Source organism: Pseudomonas sp. dw_612 (assembly GCF_018449725.1).
Taxonomy (GTDB): Bacteria; Pseudomonadota; Gammaproteobacteria; order Pseudomonadales; family Pseudomonadaceae; genus Aquipseudomonas.
The window spans coordinates 124,945-141,035 of record NZ_JAAVVC010000013.1 but is presented as its reverse complement, the minus strand read 5'-3'; the positions used below and the strand labels follow the sequence as shown (position 1 = coordinate 141,035).

At 60.0% G+C, this 16,091-nt stretch carries 10 protein-coding genes; 7 read left to right on the top strand and 3 right to left on the bottom strand.

All coding sequences use genetic code 11. From position 1 onward, the window contains the following. The first annotated feature begins 690 nt into the window (after nucleotides 1-690). From HB680_RS20145 to HB680_RS20135, 3 genes are all read left to right on the top strand, one after another. On the top strand, nucleotides 691-4,143 hold the full coding sequence (locus tag HB680_RS20145; RefSeq protein WP_213940274.1) for an alpha/beta fold hydrolase: 3,453 nt from the start codon (nucleotides 691-693) through the stop codon (nucleotides 4,141-4,143). 140 nt (nucleotides 4,144-4,283) lie between these two features. Next, nucleotides 4,284-6,152 (top strand): hypothetical protein, encoded by a 1,869-nt coding sequence (locus tag HB680_RS20140; RefSeq protein ID WP_213940273.1) that lies wholly within the window; start codon nucleotides 4,284-4,286, stop codon nucleotides 6,150-6,152. Between the two features lie 27 nt (nucleotides 6,153-6,179). Beyond that, nucleotides 6,180-7,424 (top strand): metallophosphoesterase, encoded by a 1,245-nt coding sequence (locus tag HB680_RS20135; RefSeq protein WP_213940272.1) that lies wholly within the window; start codon nucleotides 6,180-6,182, stop codon nucleotides 7,422-7,424. Between the two features lie 123 nt (nucleotides 7,425-7,547). On the opposite strand, the gene gbcA is transcribed toward HB680_RS20135, so the two are convergent. Further along, on the bottom strand, nucleotides 7,548-8,843 hold the full coding sequence (gbcA, locus tag HB680_RS20130; RefSeq protein ID WP_213940271.1) for an aromatic ring-hydroxylating dioxygenase subunit alpha: 1,296 nt from the start codon (nucleotides 8,841-8,843) through the stop codon (nucleotides 7,548-7,550). A 284-nt stretch (nucleotides 8,844-9,127) separates the two neighbouring features. Here gbcA and gbcB point away from each other — a divergent pair, with 284 nt between their 5' ends. Further along, nucleotides 9,128-10,228, top strand: a complete 1,101-nt coding sequence (gene gbcB, locus HB680_RS20125; RefSeq protein WP_213940270.1) for a hybrid-cluster NAD(P)-dependent oxidoreductase — start codon at nucleotides 9,128-9,130, stop codon at nucleotides 10,226-10,228. A 158-nt stretch (nucleotides 10,229-10,386) separates the two neighbouring features. Here the strand turns inward: gbcB and HB680_RS20120 are convergent, their stop codons facing one another. Continuing rightward, the gene (locus HB680_RS20120) at nucleotides 10,387-11,211 is read right to left on the bottom strand and encodes an NAD(P)-dependent oxidoreductase (protein WP_213940269.1); all 825 of its coding nucleotides are present in this window, start codon (nucleotides 11,209-11,211) and stop codon (nucleotides 10,387-10,389) included. A gap of 176 nt (nucleotides 11,212-11,387) precedes the next feature. Next, the gene (locus HB680_RS20115) at nucleotides 11,388-12,428 is read right to left on the bottom strand and encodes a low specificity L-threonine aldolase (protein WP_213940268.1); all 1,041 of its coding nucleotides are present in this window, start codon (nucleotides 12,426-12,428) and stop codon (nucleotides 11,388-11,390) included. A 131-nt stretch (nucleotides 12,429-12,559) separates the two neighbouring features. Between HB680_RS20115 and HB680_RS20110 the strand changes: the two genes are divergently transcribed. From HB680_RS20110 to HB680_RS20100, 3 genes are all read left to right on the top strand, one after another. Continuing rightward, nucleotides 12,560-13,276, top strand: a complete 717-nt coding sequence (locus HB680_RS20110) for a TraX family protein (RefSeq protein ID WP_213940267.1) — start codon at nucleotides 12,560-12,562, stop codon at nucleotides 13,274-13,276. A 275-nt stretch (nucleotides 13,277-13,551) separates the two neighbouring features. Continuing rightward, complete coding sequence (glyA, locus tag HB680_RS20105; RefSeq protein WP_213940266.1) at nucleotides 13,552-14,805, top strand: serine hydroxymethyltransferase; 1,254 nt, start codon at nucleotides 13,552-13,554, stop codon at nucleotides 14,803-14,805. Between the two features lie 23 nt (nucleotides 14,806-14,828). Then, on the top strand, nucleotides 14,829-16,079 hold the full coding sequence (locus HB680_RS20100; protein ID WP_123410388.1) for a sarcosine oxidase subunit beta: 1,251 nt from the start codon (nucleotides 14,829-14,831) through the stop codon (nucleotides 16,077-16,079). The last annotated feature ends 12 nt before the right edge of the window (nucleotides 16,080-16,091 follow it).

Here is a 16,091-nt window from a genome sequence, read left to right as displayed (position 1 = left end):
AACCCCTCGCAAAGCCCGATTAATCACGGCTTTCCACGGTTTTCCACAGATCCCATAAAGTTGCCCCCAAAGTCTGTTGGCGCTTCTGTGGATAAGGTGTTCGCCATCCTCTACAGCCCATACAAACCGTGCCTTACAAGCATCTGATCAAAAAACACCCAATCACTCCTGCAAACCGTGCTTCTGGATAAGTCACGGTTTTTCTTCATTATTTATCAGCACCATTCCGCAAACACCCACAGTTGTCCCCATTAGCTGTGGGTGGAGGTGTGGATAACTTGTTCGCTAAACCCTGCAAGCCGCGCCCTGCATAGGCCCAAACGCAATAGATCAGATTTCATACAGCTCTAAGGCACGTCCTTGACTTCAATCTGTCGCGTGTCTTCACTAACCAGTTACAAAAGGACAGCCGTCACTTATCCACATCTGGTTCAGGGAGAACGCGTGATGGATAGTCAGCCCCACCGCTCGCACCCCATTCCCTGTACGACCTGCGTCCCGGCCGCCGCGACTTCGCTGCGAAAGCGAATCCATCGGCGGGCCACCAATCAGCGTGCGCGTCTATAGCGCCAACTCCTTCCACTGATACAGCTTGCTGTCGCCGGGTTCGCTCGGTGGGCACGTGTTCGTTCGTCCATTGATCGCAGGCAACCGCAGAGTTGCCCACCAGCCTGATAGAGGGAAAGACCCATGACCCGGATCGCAACGCCCATCAGCGACATCAAGGAACATTACGACGTGATCGTCATCGGCTCCGGCTATGGCGGCGGGATCGCGGCTTCGCGCCTGTCCCGGGCCGGCAAGCGGGTTTGCCTGCTGGAGCGGGGCCGGGAGATGCAGCCCGGCGAGTACCCCAACACCATGATCGCGGCCACCGAGGAATTGCAGGTGCATGACCCGGACGGCCACATCGGCTCGCGCACCGGGTTGTTCGACCTGCACGTCAACGCCCAGCAGAACGTGGTGGTCGGCTGCGGTTTGGGCGGGACGTCGCTGATCAACGCCAACGTCGCCCTGGAACCGGAACCCGGCGTGTTCGACGATCCGCGCTGGCCACTCGCGGTGCGTGAACACCGCGACACCTTACTCAAGGACGGTTACGCCCGGGCCCGGGAAATGCTCAAACCGATGCCGTATCCCAGCACTTCGCCGGTGTTGCCGAAACTTGAAGCCAACAAGAAGTCAGCGGAATACCTGAAGCAAGGCGCGCACTTTTACCGGCCGCCAATCAACGTGACCTTCGACAAGTTACCGAACAATCTCAACCACGTTGGCGTTGAGCAGTTGCCCTGCAATAACTGCGGCGACTGCGTGTCGGGCTGTAACAACAAGGCCAAGAACACCACGTTGATGAACTATTTGCCGGACGCCTGGAACCACGGCGCGGAGATTTTCTGCCAGGCCGAGGTGCGGCATCTGGAGCGTGACGGCGATGGCTGGATCGTGCACTTTCAGTACCTGGACAGCGGCCGCGAGATGTTCTCGGCGCCGACGTTGTTCGTCAAAGCTGACATTGTGGTGGTATCCGCCGGCACCTTGGGATCCACGGAAATCCTCCTGCGCTCCCGGGACAAAGGTTTGTCCACGTCCAACCAGCTCGGCGAAAACATGAGCGGCAACGGCGACATCCTCGGTTTCGGCCACAACTGCGAACAACCGATTAACGGCATCGGTTTCGGCGCGCACCCGGCCAAGGAACTGCACCCGGTCGGCCCGTGCATCACCTCGATCATCGATATGCGCACCGAAGGCGACTGGCGCAGCCGCATGGTCATCGAAGAGGGCTCGATCCCCGGCGCCCTCGGGCGGCCGATGGTGCCGAGCATGGCCGGGTTTGCCGAGCTGATAGGTCAACCGACGGACGACAGCTTCACCGGCAAGCTGAAATACAAGGAGCGCGAAGCCGAAAGCTTCCTGCGCGGCCCGTATTACGGCGCGCTGCACAACATGCAGACGTACTTGATCATGAGCCACGACGACGGCAAGGGCCGCATGGTGCTCGACAGCAAGGATCAACTGCGCATCGACTGGCCGGGTGTCGGCGAGCAGGAAAACGTCAAGCTCGGCAACGAGCGTCTGCACCTGAGCACCAAAGCGTTGGGCGGGATCTGGGTCGAGAATCCGATCTGGACCCAATTGCTCAAGCACAGCATCGTTTCGGTCCACCCGCTGGGCGGTTGCGTGATGGGCGAAGACGCGGGGCAGGGCGTGGTCAACCACAAGGGCCAGGTGTTCAGCGGTGCCAGCGGCACCGATGTGTACGCCGGGTTGTACGTGACCGACGGCGCGGTGATCCCGACGTCCCTGGCGGTCAACCCGCTGCTGACCATCTCGGCGGTGAGCGAGCGCAACATGGGTTTGCTGGCGGCTGATCGCGGTTGGCAGATCGACTACACGCTGCCCTCGGCGCCGCGCAAACAAGTGGCGCCGCCGACCCTCGGCGTGCAGTTCACCGAAACCATGAAGGGCTACTTCTCCAAGGATTTCACCCAGGCACAGGGCACCGACCTCAAGTTGTACGAAGCAGCCGCCACCCGTGGCGAATCGGAAAACTCACCTATCGAGTTCACCCTGACCATCACCGCCAACGACCTCAATCGCATGATCAAGGAACCGGAACACGCCGCGACTCTGGTCGGCACACTGAACGCGCCGGGCCTGTCGCCGCAGCCGCTGACCGCCAGCACCGGCGTGTTCAACCTGTTCGAGCAATTCGAGGAACAGGTCGGCGTGCGCCACATGAAGTACGACATGAAGCTGACTGCCGAGGACGGTCACGACTATTTCTTCAGCGCCTTCAAAACCGTGCCCGAAGACAACGGCGTGCTGAATATCTGGCACGACACCAGCACCCTCTACGTCACGCTGTACAACGGGCCGGACAAAACCGGCGCGGTAATCGGCTCGGGCGTGATGCACATCCACCCGACCGACTTCGCCAAGCAAATGACCACCATGAAAGTGCTCAACGCCCGCAACGAACGCGAGCGCATTGAAGGCCTGGCGCGGTTCGGCAAGTTCTTCGCCGGCATTCTCTGGGAGAGTTATGGCGGGGTGTTTGCCGGCGATATCTACTTCAATCCGGATGCACCACCACGCCTGAAACGCCCGCTGGATGCGCCACCGCCGAGCGTGCATTTCTTCCAGACCGAGGACGCAGTCGAACTGCGCCTGACCCGCTATCAGGGCGGCACTAAAGGCCCGGTGATGCTGGTGCATGGTTTGGGCGTGGGCTCGAATATTTTCTCCACCGACACGATCCAGACCAACCTGTTGGAATTCCTGTGCAAGCACGAGTACGACGTGTGGCTGCTGGATTTGCGGGTGAGCATCCTGCTGCCGGCGAGCAAGAAGGAATGGAATGGCGACCAGATCGCCCAGTACGACTTCAAGGCCGCCATCGCGCAGATCCGGCAAGCGACCCAGGCGAAAGACGTGCAGTGCGTGGTGCATTGCTACGGCGCAACGACCTTCTTCATGTCGCTGCTGGCCGGGTTGCAAGGCGTGCGCTCGGTGGTTTGTTCGCAGATTGCGGCGGACACCGTGGTGGCGACGGCAACCGGGCTCAAGGCCGGTTTGCACTTGCCAGGGATGCTCGATGCCATCGGGGTCAAATCCCTGACCGCTTACGCCGACAACAAGGAGAACTGGTTCAACAAACTCTACGACAAAGCCCTCAACGGTTACGCGCGGATCGAGGCCCAGGGCTATTGCACCAACCCGGTGTGCCATCGCATCACCTTCATGTACGCGTCGCTGTACCGCCACGACACCCTCAACGAAACCCTGCACGACAACCTGCACGAACTGTTCGGCGAGTCGAACATGCAGACCTTCGAGCACCTGGCGCTGATCGTGCGCAAAGGGCATCTGGTGAACTTCAAGGGTGAAGACGTCTACATGTCGCACTTCGATCGGTTGAGCATGCCGATCTGCTTTATCAGCGGCGCGGACAACCAGTGCTACCTGCCGGAAAGCACGCTCAAGACCTATGAGCGGGTGTGCAAGGTCCATGGACCGGAACGCTACAGTCGGCAAGTGGTGCCGGGCTATGGCCATATCGACTGCATGTTCGGCAAGGATGCGGTGGTCGATGTGTACCCGATCATCCTGCAACACCTGGAGAAAACTGCTATCGGCTAGGCGGTAGACCGAGGCGACCCCTTCGCGGGCAAGCCTCGCTCCTACAGGTTTTGCGTCGCTTTTGTAGGAGCGAGGCTTACCCGCGAAGGCGATCTACAAGGCGCTATACCTCGCGGGTCATGCACAAGGAAATGGATGATATGGACAGTTACATCCGCTGGTTTCAACGCTTCATCTGGCTAGGCATCGTGATGAATATGTTCTTCGCGATTCCGGCCCTGTTCGCTCCGGCGTTGCTGACGTCGATGCTCGGCCTGCCGCCGCAACTCTCCGATCCGTGGCTGGAAAACGCCGGCATGTTGCTGGTGGGCATCAGCGTGTTCTACATGCCGTCGGGCTTCAACGCGCCGCGGTTCGTGGTGCATTCCTGGTTGTGCGTGCTGTCGCGGCTGATTGCCGTGGCGTTCTGGATCTACCTGATCAACACCAGCAACCAGGCCACGGTGTTCGTGCCGATGTTCCTCGGTGATCTGAGCATGTTCCTGATCCTGGGGATTTTGCTGTATCTCGGCACCACGCCGGCCACCCGACCCTTGGCGTTGCTCTGCGACGGTTGGCGAGAATGGCGCGCCGGTTGGGCGCTGCGCTGGCAGAGCCACGGCTTCAAGGTCGGCACGTTGATCGTGGTGCTGCTGCTCGGGTTTATCGGTTACGAAACCTGGTACCAGATGCTGCGGGTGGTGCCGGCGGAGAAATATGCGTCCGACGAAGACCACTACAAATACGCCGCCATCGGCCTCGGTATCGAAGCGCGGATCCCGTATTACCTGTTCGCCGTGCTGCCGCAGATGTGCCCGGAAAAACTGCCAAAACCCGGTGGCTACGAAGTCTTCGGCTTTCTCTTCGAAAACGGCAAGGACCTGCCCATCGGCATGGCCAAGCGGCAGATCGGTTACCCGACGGTCGAGCCAAACTGCGCCCTGTGCCACACCGGCTCCTACCGCGCGAATGCCGGCGAAGTCGCCACGCCGGTGGCCACCGCTCCGGCCAACACCTTGCAGTTGCAAGCGTTCCAGTGGTTCGCCTACGATTGCGCCAGTGATCCGAAATTCACCACCGATGCGGTGATGACCGCGATCAATGGCAAATTTCAGCTCGGCTTTTTCGAGCGCTTGTACAACCGTTACCTGATCATCCCGATGGCCAAGAGCGCGTTGCTCGCGCAGAAACAAGCCTACGCCTGGCAGAAACTGCGGCCGCCCCAAGGACCAGGGCGCACCGACACCTTCAACCCGACGAAAATGGTGGTGTTCGGCTTCCCGGATGATTCGACCATCGGCACCGTCGACCTGCCGCAAGTCTGGAACCAGAAACCCCGGGAGTCGCTGTACCTGCACTGGGACGGCAACAACAACGATATCCATGAGCGCAACTACGCCGCAGCCATGGCCGTGGGCGCGACGCCGGAATCGGTGCTGCCGGAAAGCTTCAATCGCGTGACCAATTGGTTGCTCGGCACCAAGCCGCCCGCATGGCCGTGGGCGCTGGATCAGGCCAAGGTCGCCCAGGGCAAACCGGTGTGGGACAAAAACTGCGCCGGCTGCCATGAGTTTGGCCGCACCGACACCGGGCAGGTCACCACCAATATCGATGAACTGGGCACCGATCCCCATCGTCTGGACTCGTTCACCACCGGTCTGGTGGCGGCGTTCCACGGCTTCAAGAAACCGCCGTTCGACTTCAACGCGTACCGCAAGACCCAGAGTTACAGCAACACGCCCACCGATGGCGTGTGGATGCGCGCGCCGTATCTGCACAACGGTTCGGTGCCGACGCTATGGGACTTGCTGCAAGCACCGGAACAGCGGCCGCAGGTGTTTGTCACCGGCTCGGACGTCTATGACCAGGAGAAGGTCGGCTTCGTCACCACCCTGGCGCAGTTGAAAGCGTCGGCTGATTTCAAATACGACACTCGACTGGAGGGTAACCACAACAGCGGCCATTTGTACGGCACGCAGCTGTCGGACATCGAAAAACGGGCGCTCATCGAATTCATGAAAACCCTGTGATCCCACTACGGATGGAGGAATGCCAACATGTCATTAGTCAGTCATTGGGAACATGAGTACGACAAGGTCAAGGTTCGCCTGCACGGGCTGTTCACGCGACTGGAAATGTCCTGGAAGAAACTCATCAGCGAGCTGGAGCCGGAGGAGTTCGAGGCCATCGTCGCGCTGCTGCAACGCGGTCACGACCAGGCGCAATACGTGCTCAAACACGGTGATTTGCCGGACGATGAACCGAGCGTGCCGTGGGAGTTGTCCCACGGCTTGTCGATCCTGCACATCGGCAACGCCACGCCGTTGCCGCAATCCACCGACGACCTGCAAACCCGGGTGCTCAAGGACGGTAGTCTGCTCGGTTGTCGCAAATGGGAACTGCTGGATTTGCTGTGGAGCGAAGCACTGCTGAAGTGGATCGAAAACCTGCGCCATCACGCGCCGTTTGCCACCACGCCGGCGCTGATGAAAATGGACAGCGACGTGATCCTGGCAATCGCCGGCGACTGGGGCACCGGACCGTTCGACAGCCATGCCCCGGCGGTGGCGGTGGCCAACCAGATGCAACTGGCCCAGGCCGATTTCACCATTCACCTGGGGGACGTGTACTACGCCGGCACCCACTCCCAGGAAGACGTCGACATGGTCGGCTGGCCGATGGGCAAGCACGGTTCGTTCACGCTCAATTCCAATCACGAGATGTACAGCGGCGCCCACGGCTACTTCAAGGAATTGGCCAAGCGCTTCCCGACGCAACAGGGCACCAGTTATTTCGCGTTGTACAACGACGACTGGCTGGTGATCGGGCTCGACAGCGCCTACGCCTCGGACGCGATCAACCTGTACATGGACGGCACGCTGAACAAGGAACAAATCGCCTGGATGAAAGACTTGCCCCAGCGCAAGAAGATCATGGTGCTCAGCCATCACCAGGGCTTTGATATCTCCGGGCACAACACCACGCCGCTGTTCAAAACGGTGTGTGAGGCCTTGGGGCGTGAGCCGGATTACTGGTATTGGGGGCATTTGCACAACGGCATCTGCTACGCCGCCCAGGGCCGGTTAAATGCGCGTTGCGCCGGGCACGGGGCGATTCCGTATGGCAACGCCAGCGAGTTGAATGGGCATTCGCGGGTGTTGTGGTCGGAAACCCAGAATGCGCGGGACGAGGCGTACCCGTTAAGGGTGTTGAATGGTTATGTGAAGGTGCGATTGGTGGGGGAGAACATCGAGGAGACGTTTATCGGGGAGGATGGGAGTGTGCGGTGGTCTTCCATTTGATGGGGTGAATGTGAAACCGCTTTCGCGAGCAAGCCCGCTCCCACATTGGATCTGTGTCGTGCACAAATTGTGTGAACAACACGGTCAACTGTGGGAGCGGGCTTGCTCGCGAAGCTTTTGACGTTAGCCTTGGACCGGAACCCCTTTGAGGTAAGGCGCAGGCTCAGCCCCCAAATTGCTCAGCAACCGCTCGCTGTACCAATCCACAAAGTTCACCACGCCAAACTCATAGGTCTTGGAGTAAGGCCCTGGCTGGTAAGCCGTGGAGTTGATCCCGCGCTGGTTCTCTTCGGCCAGGCGACGGTCCTGGTCGTTGGTCGCATCCCAGACCTGGCGCATGCGGTCCACGTCGTAGTCGACGCCTTCAACCGCGTCCTTGTGCACGATCCACTTGGTGGTGACCATGGTTTCCTGAGCGCTGATCGGCCACACCGTGAAGACGATGATGTGGTCGCCCATGCAGTGGTTCCACGAGTGCGGCAGGTGCAGGATGCGCATCGAACCGAGGTCCGGGTTCTTGATGCGGCCCATGAGTTTGGCGCAGCCCTGTTTGCCGTCCAGGGTCATCGACACAGTGCCCTTGAGCAGCGGCATGCGCACGATGCGGTTACGCAGGCCGAAACTGGCGTGGGCGTAAGGAATCTTCTCGGCTTCCCACGCGGCGGCGGACGCGGCAACGTGGTCCTTGAACGCCTGGTCGGCGCGCGGGTCGGTGACGTCGTCCCATTCCAGCAGGGTTTTCAGCAGTTCCGGGTGCGACGCGTTGCAGTGATAGCACTCGCGGTTGTTTTCCAGCACCAGTTTCCAGTTGGCCTTTTCAAACAACGTGGTCTGGATCGCCACCTTGGTGTTCTCCATGTCGTACGGTTCCATGTAATGGTTCAGCGTCGACAGGAAGTCATCAATGGCCGGCGGGTTCTCCGACAGGCTGATGAAGATGTAGCCGCCAGCGGTTTTCACATTCACCGGTTTGAGGCCATATTGCTTCATGTCGAAGTCGGCGCCCATCTCGGTGCCCGCGAACAGCAGGCGACCGTCCAGCTCATACGTCCACTGGTGGTAATGGCAGACCAGTTTGGCGACCTTGCCTTTTTCACTGGTGCACAGACGCGAGCCACGGTGGCGGCAGACGTTGTGGAACGCATGCACCACGCCCTCGGCGCCGCGAATCACGATGATCGGGTTCTTGCCGACTTGCAGGGTCAGGTAGTTGCCCTTGGTCGGGATTTCGCAGGCCATGCCGGCGATCAACCACTCTTTCTGGAAGATCTCCTGCATATCGATATCAAACAGCCGCTCGTCAGAGTAAAACGGCTGCGGCAGCGAGTAAGTGCGCTCGCGTTCTTGCAGCATCTGCGCGGTGGCCTTGCGTGCGGGTTCCAGCGGATCGCCCAGGCTGATTTTTGCGGTGACGTCCATCGATGTGATCCTCAAGGCCATTCTGTGTGGCCGGCGAAAGTGACTAATCAGGTTTGCTACGCAAGGGTGTAAAGAATGTGTCTTGGTATGGAGCGAGTGTGGGGCCGGCGCTGCCCAGAACCTTATCCATGGGCGACATGGCCCAATCTGTTCCCGACGCGCAACCCCCGGTAGTTGGGGGCTGGTCGCGATAAGTATGTGAATGTCGCAGATAGGTAAATGGGTGGCTCGCGCTATACGCAGAATCGCCAACATAAGGCCGACCATCGGCGGTGGAGAACAGCATGTCCAACAGCTTCCTGAATCCGGTAACCACCCAGACCTGGGCCAATGGTCGACACACCGTCCGTTGCGTCAAAGTCATCCAGGAAACCTGGGACGTGCGCACCTTTTGTTTTATGGCCGATCAGCCGATTTTGTTCTTCTTCAAGCCCGGGCAGTTTGTGACCCTGGAGCTGGAAATCGAAGGCGTGCCGATCATGCGCTCCTACACCATTTCCAGTTCGCCGTCGGTGCCGTACAGCTTTTCGGTGACAATCAAGCGCGTACCGGGCGGCAAGGTCTCAAACTGGCTGCACGACACCTTGCATGAAGGTCAGGAGCTGGCGGTGCACGGGCCGGTCGGGCTGTTCAACGCCATGGATTTCACTGCGCCGAAGGTTTTGTACCTCAGCGGCGGCGTCGGTATCACACCGGTCATGTCCATGGCGCGCTGGTTCTACGACACCAATGGCAACGTCGACATGGTGTTTATCCACAGCGCCCGCTCGCCCAAAGACATCATTTACCACCGCGAGCTGGAACACATGGCGTCGCGGATCGACAACTTCAGCCTGCACCTGATCTGCGAGAAGCATGGCCTGGGCGAACCGTGGGCCGGTTATCGCGGTTACCTGAACCACAAAATGCTCGAACTGATGTCCCCGGACTTCATGGAGCGCGAAGTGTTCTGCTGCGGCCCGACGCCGTACATGAACGCAGTCAAGCGCATGCTCGAAGCGGCCGGTTTCGACATGACCCGTTATCACGAGGAATCCTTCGGCGCCACACCGCCGGAAGCCCGCGCCGACGCGGTGGAACAAGCCGAACAAGCCGCAGACGCACCGGAAGTCGATCTGGCGGACCTGCACCAGGTCGAATTCATCTCGTCCGGTAAAAGCATTCGTGTGGCGCCGGGTGAAACCGTCCACGCCGCTGCTGCCAAGCTGGGTCTGCTGATTCCGAAGGCTTGCGGGATGGGGATCTGCGGAACCTGCAAGGTGTTGAAGTTGGGCGGCGAAGTCGAGATGGACCACAACGGCGGGATTACCGAGGAAGACGAAGCCGAGGGTTACATCCTGTCGTGCTGCAGCGTGCCGAAGGGGGATGTGCGGATCGAGTTCTGATAGCCGCCCAATAACCCTGTAGGAACTATGTAGGAGCTATGTAGGAGCTGTCGAGTGAAACGAGGCTGCGATCTTTTGATCTTGATCTTTAAAAAATCAAAGTCAAAAGATCGCAGCCTCGTTTCACTCGACAGCTCCTACAGGGCGGTTGTGAATACTCAGTCGACAAACAGGTCAGGCATCAACGTGTCGGTCGAGTCCGGTTCAAACCGATACCCCTCAAACTCCGTCACTCCTTGTTCCCGCAAAATCTCCTCATCAATCAGCAACCGCCCGGTCATGCTGCGACCACTGCTGTCCAGAATGACGTGCGCAGCATCCGCCATGATCGCCGGCGTTCGTGCGTGTTTGAAGGACTCCCGCGAGCCTAGCTGAAATTCGATGGCCGCTGTGGCGATCATCGTCTGCGGCCACAATGAATTAACGCTGATCCCGTAATTCTTGAATTCCTCGCTCATCCCCAATGTGAGCATGCTCATGCCGTATTTGGTCACGGTGTAGGGGCTGTATTGCGCGAACCATTTGGTCGCCAGGTTCAACGGTGGCGACAGGTTGAGGATGTGACCATTGGATTTTTTCAGATAGGGCAGGGCTGCCTGGCTGCACAGCAACACGGCGCGGGTGTTGATCTGGTGCATCAGGTCGAAGCGCTTGAGCTCGATGTGCTGAACCCCGGTCAACTTGATTGCCCCGGCATTGTTGATCAACGCATCAATGCCGCCGAAATGCTCATTGGCCTGGGCCAGCGCCTCCCGTACCGCGACTTCATCACGCACATCCACCCGCAACGGCAACGCCTGGCCACCCGCCGCTTCGACTTCCTTGGCCACACTGAAAATCGTGCCGGGCAACTTGGCATGCGCCTCGGCGCTTTTGGCGGCAATCACAATATTGGCCCCGTCCCGCGCGGCACGCAGCGCAATCTCGCGCCCAATGCCACGGCTGGCGCCGGTGATGAACAGGGTTTTGCCTTGTAAGGACATGCGTGCGCTCCTGATTATTGTTGTGTGAGCGAAGGCTCGACAAACAATGTAGACCCGTAGGAGCTGCCGAGTGAAACGAGGCTGCGATCTTTTGATTTTGATTTTTTAAGATCAAAAGATCGCAGCCTCGTTTCACTCGTCAGCTCCTACAGGTCCCTGCAGGGCTGGGGTGTTGCTTAGCGGGACATGACTTCGCGGATATCCGCTGCCAATTCCCGCACGCGTTCTTCTTCGGTGTCCCACGAGCACATGAAGCGGGCGCCGCCGTTGCCGATGAAGGTGTAGAAGCGCCAGCCCTTGGCGGTGAGGGCGGCGATGGCCGGTTCGGAGAGTTGCAGGAATACGCCGTTGGCTTGCACCGGGAACATCAGTTCCACGCCTTCGATGTCGCTGACCAGTTCCGCCAGCAGTTGCGCGCAGTGGTTGGCGTGTTTGGCGTATTTGAGCCAGGCGTGGTTTTCGAGGATGCCGACCCACGGTGCCGAGAGGAAGCGCATCTTCGAGGCCAGTTGCCCGGCCTGTTTGCAGCGGTAGTCGAAGTCTTCCGCCAGTTTGTGGTTGAAGAACAGAATCGCCTCGCCCACGGCCATGCCGTTTTTCGTGCCGCCGAAGCACAACACATCGACGCCAGCCTTCCAGGTCAGGTCCGCTGGGGAGCAGCCGAGGAATGCGCAGGCATTGGAGAACCGCGCGCCGTCCATGTGCAGGTTCAGGCCCAGTTCTTTGCAGGTAACGCTGATGGCGCGGATTTCTTCCGGGGTGTAGACGCTGCCGACTTCTGTGGCCTGGGTCAGGGTCACGACGCGGGGTTTCGGGTAGTGGATGTCCTGGCGCTTGAGGGCCACTTCGCGGATCGATTCCGGGGTCAGCTTGCCGTTTTCGGTGCGCGCGACCAGCAGTTTGGAACCGTTGGAAAAGAATTCCGGTGCGCCGCATTCGTCGGTTTCAACGTGGGCGGTTTCCGAGCAGATCACGCTGTGGTAACTCTGGCACAGCGACGACAGGGCCAATGAGTTGGCGGCAGTGCCGTTGAACGCGAAGAACACTTCGCAGTCGGTTTCAAACAGTTTGCGGAAATCGTCGGACGCGCGAGCGGTCCATTCGTCGTCGCCATAAGCGCGCTGGTGGCCGTGGTTGGCCTGTTCCATGGCTGCCCAGGCTTCAGGGCAGATACCGGAATAGTTGTCGCTGGCAAATTGTTGGCTCTTATCGGTCATGGCCTGATTCCGTGTTCAAGCCCCTTATGGTGAAGGGGCTTGTGGTCAATGATGGTGCGCACTTTACCGAAGATCGTCCGGGGAGCACACGCGGTGATGCTGTCAGAAATTTACACAATTGACGGGCAATTATGCACATGACGCAACGGGACGGCGCGCTGGATCTGCTCAAGTGGCTGGCGCTGCTGAGCATGGTGCTCGATCACCTGCGATATGTCGGTTACTCCGTCGATTTTCTGTATGTGCCGGGTCGGCTGGCGTTTCCGTGGTTTTGCCTGGCGATGGCGGCGAACTTGTCGCGGGCGCGCGCGGTGATGGGGCAAGGTCAGTGGCGGTATCTGGGTTGGTTGATGCTGTTTAGTGCGGTCAGCGAAATTCCCTACCGGTTGTTCATTCCTGATCCCGACACTTTAAACGTGATGCCCACGTTGGTTCTCGGGTTGCTGGTGGCGCGGGGCTGGCAACAGCCGACTCTGCCATCGCGCCTGTTGGCGGTGGGTGCCGTGTTGCTCGCGGTGCTGTTCCCGGAGCGACTGATGTTCGGTTTCTTTGGGGTTTTGTTGCCGCTGTCGATGCTGCTGGTGATTCGCTGTCCCTGGTATTTCAGCCTGTTGCCGGGGTTGGTGTGTGTGGTGGCGAATCAGTGGCAGGTGTTGTATGCCGCTGCGCGGATGGGTAATGGCGCGGCGATTTTCGGAATTGCCGCTTGTCTGGTTGCGCCGCTGGCCGGCGTGCTTCTACTGCGCCATGCCGGGCGGCTCAAGCCACCGCCGATGCGGCGCTGGGCGTATGCGCTCTATCCCGCGCACTTCTTACTGCTGCTCGCAATACGCCAAATCATCGCCTAACCCCCTGTGGGAGCGGGCTTGCTCGCGAAGGCGTCGTGTCAGTCAACGCATGTGTTGAATGTCAGTCCGCATTCGCGAGCAAGCCCGCTCCCACAGGGGATCTCTGTCTGTTCGGCGAAGCCATTTCACCCCATGTCGTAAACGCACCTTTGCGTGGCGTCCATAGGCATTTGACCTGTCTGCGCCGGTCATACCATCGCATCCAAAGGGCACTGCCGAAAGGTACGTGCCTCACCGAGACGAAAGGCGCACAAGCCGCCGCTGGGAGAGACGCGATGTTTAGCAAGCAAGACCAGATCAAGGGCTACGACGATGCACTGCTGGCGGCGATGAATGCCGAGGAGCAACGCCAGGAAGATCACATCGAGCTGATCGCGTCAGAGAACTACACCAGCAAACGCGTCATGGAAGCGCAAGGCAGTGGCCTGACCAACAAATACGCCGAAGGCTATCCGGGCAAGCGCTACTACGGTGGCTGCGAGCACGTGGACAAGGTTGAAGCCCTGGCCATCGAACGCGCCAAGCAACTGTTCGGTGCCGATTACGCCAACGTGCAACCGCACTCCGGTTCTTCCGCGAACAGCGCCGTTTACCTGGCCCTGATCCAGGCGGGTGACACCATTCTGGGCATGAGCCTGGCCCACGGCGGCCACCTGACCCACGGCGCCAAAGTGTCGTCCTCGGGCAAGCTCTACAACGCCGTGCAGTACGGCATCGACACCAAGACCGGGTTGATCGATTACGACGAAGTCGAACGTCTGGCCGTCGAGTGCAAGCCGAAAATGATCGTCGCCGGCTTCTCCGCTTACTCCAAGACCCTCGACTTTCCGCGTTTCCGCCAGATCGCCGACAAGGTCGGTGCGCTGCTGTTCGTCGACATGGCCCACGTGGCCGGTCTGGTCGCCGCCGGTCTGTATCCGAATCCGCTGCCGTACGCCGACGTGGTCACCACCACCACCCACAAAACCCTGCGCGGTCCACGTGGCGGCCTGATCCTGTGCAAGGCCAACGAAGAGATCGAGAAAAAGCTCAACTCCGCCGTATTCCCCGGCGCACAGGGCGGCCCGCTGATGCACGTCATCGCCGGTAAAGCGGTGTGCTTCAAGGAAGCGCTGGAGCCAACGTTCAAGGCTTACCAACAACAAGTGATCGACAACGCCCAGGCCATGGCCGGCGTGTTTATCAAACGCGGCTACGATGTAGTGTCCGGCGGGACTGACAACCACCTGTTCCTGGTCAGCCTGATCCGTCAGGGCCTCACCGGCAAAGACGCGGACGCCGCCCTCGGTCGCGCCCACATCACTGTGAACAAGAACGCTGTGCCGAACGATCCACAGTCGCCGTTCGTGACCTCGGGCCTGCGCATCGGCACCCCGGCGGTCACCACGCGCGGCTTCAAGGTGACCCAGTGTGTCACGCTGGCCGGCTGGATCTGCGACATCCTCGACAACCTCGGCGATGCCGACGTTGAAGCGAATGTGGCGCAGCAAGTGGCAGCCCTGTGCGCGGACTTCCCGGTTTATCGCTGAGCGCGGTTTTGGAGTAAATGACTATGCAACGCTATTCGGGCTTCGGCCTCTTCAAACACTCCCTCAGCCATCACGAAAACTGGCAGAAAATGTGGCGCACGCCGACCCCGAAAAAGGTCTATGACGTGGTCATCGTCGGCGGTGGCGGGCATGGTCTGGCGACCGCCTACTACCTGGCCAAGGAACACGGCATCACCAACGTGGCCGTGGTCGAGAAAGGCTGGCTGGGCGGCGGTAACACCGCGCGCAACACCACCATCGTTCGCTCCAACTACCTGTGGGATGAGTCGGCGCACCTGTACGAACACGCGATGAAACTGTGGGAAGGCCTGTCCCAGGACCTGAACTACAACGTGATGTTCTCCCAGCGCGGCGTTTACAACCTGTGCCACACGCTTCAAGACATTCGTGATTCCGAGCGTCGGGTCAGCGCCAACCGCCTCAACGGTGTGGACGGTGAACTGCTCGATGCCAAGCAAGTGGCCGACGAGATTCCGTACCTCGACTGCTCCAAGAACACGCGCTACCCGGTTTTGGGCGCAACCGTCCAGCGCCGTGGCGGCGTCGCTCGTCACGATGCCGTGGCCTGGGGCTTTGCCCGTGCCGCCGACGCCTTGGGCGTGGACTTGATCCAGCAGACCGAAGTCATCGGCTTCCGCAAGGAAAACGGCGTGTGCATCGGCGTTGAAACCAACAAGGGCTTCATCGGCGCCAAGCGCGTCGGCGTGGTCACTGCCGGTAACTCCGGGCACATGGCCAAACTCGCCGGTTTCCGCTTGCCGATCGAATCCCATCCGCTGCAAGCGCTGGTGTCCGAGCCGATCAAGCCAATTATCGACAGCGTGATCATGTCCAACGCCGTGCACGGTTACATCAGCCAGTCCGACAAGGGCGACCTGGTGATCGGCGCCGGTATCGACGGCTACAACGGCTACGGCCAGCGCGGTTCGTACCCGGTGATCGAGCACACCATCCAGGCCATCGTCGAGATGTTCCCGGTGCTGTCCCGCGTACGCATGAACCGGCAGTGGGGCGGCATCGTCGATACCACGCCGGACGCCTGCCCGATCATCTCCAAGACGCCGGTGCCGAACATGTTCTTCAACTGCGGTTGGGGCACCGGCGGCTTCAAGGCCACACCTGGCTCGGGCAACGTGTTTGCCGCGAGTCTGGCCAAGGGTGAAATGCATCCATTGGCCGCACCTTTCTCCATCGACCGTTTCCACAACGGTGCGTTGATCGATGAACACGGCGCTGCTGCGGTTGCCCACTAACAGGAGAAATCC

What these genes read in the sequence shown, in the direction of transcription:
- HB680_RS20145 (WP_213940274.1), top strand. Translation starts at nt 691, where the DNA reads ATGACCCGGATCGCAACGCCCATCAGCGACATCAAGGAACATTACGAC.
- HB680_RS20140 (WP_213940273.1), top strand. Translation starts at nt 4,284, where the DNA reads ATGGACAGTTACATCCGCTGGTTTCAACGCTTCATCTGGCTAGGCATC.
- HB680_RS20135 (WP_213940272.1), top strand. Translation starts at nt 6,180, where the DNA reads ATGTCATTAGTCAGTCATTGGGAACATGAGTACGACAAGGTCAAGGTT.
- gbcA (WP_213940271.1), bottom strand. Translation starts at nt 8,843, where the DNA reads ATGGACGTCACCGCAAAAATCAGCCTGGGCGATCCGCTGGAACCCGCA.
- gbcB (WP_213940270.1), top strand. Translation starts at nt 9,128, where the DNA reads ATGTCCAACAGCTTCCTGAATCCGGTAACCACCCAGACCTGGGCCAAT.
- HB680_RS20120 (WP_213940269.1), bottom strand. Translation starts at nt 11,211, where the DNA reads ATGTCCTTACAAGGCAAAACCCTGTTCATCACCGGCGCCAGCCGTGGC.
- HB680_RS20115 (WP_213940268.1), bottom strand. Translation starts at nt 12,428, where the DNA reads ATGACCGATAAGAGCCAACAATTTGCCAGCGACAACTATTCCGGTATC.
- HB680_RS20110 (WP_213940267.1), top strand. Translation starts at nt 12,560, where the DNA reads ATGCACATGACGCAACGGGACGGCGCGCTGGATCTGCTCAAGTGGCTG.
- glyA (WP_213940266.1), top strand. Translation starts at nt 13,552, where the DNA reads ATGTTTAGCAAGCAAGACCAGATCAAGGGCTACGACGATGCACTGCTG.
- HB680_RS20100 (WP_123410388.1), top strand. Translation starts at nt 14,829, where the DNA reads ATGCAACGCTATTCGGGCTTCGGCCTCTTCAAACACTCCCTCAGCCAT.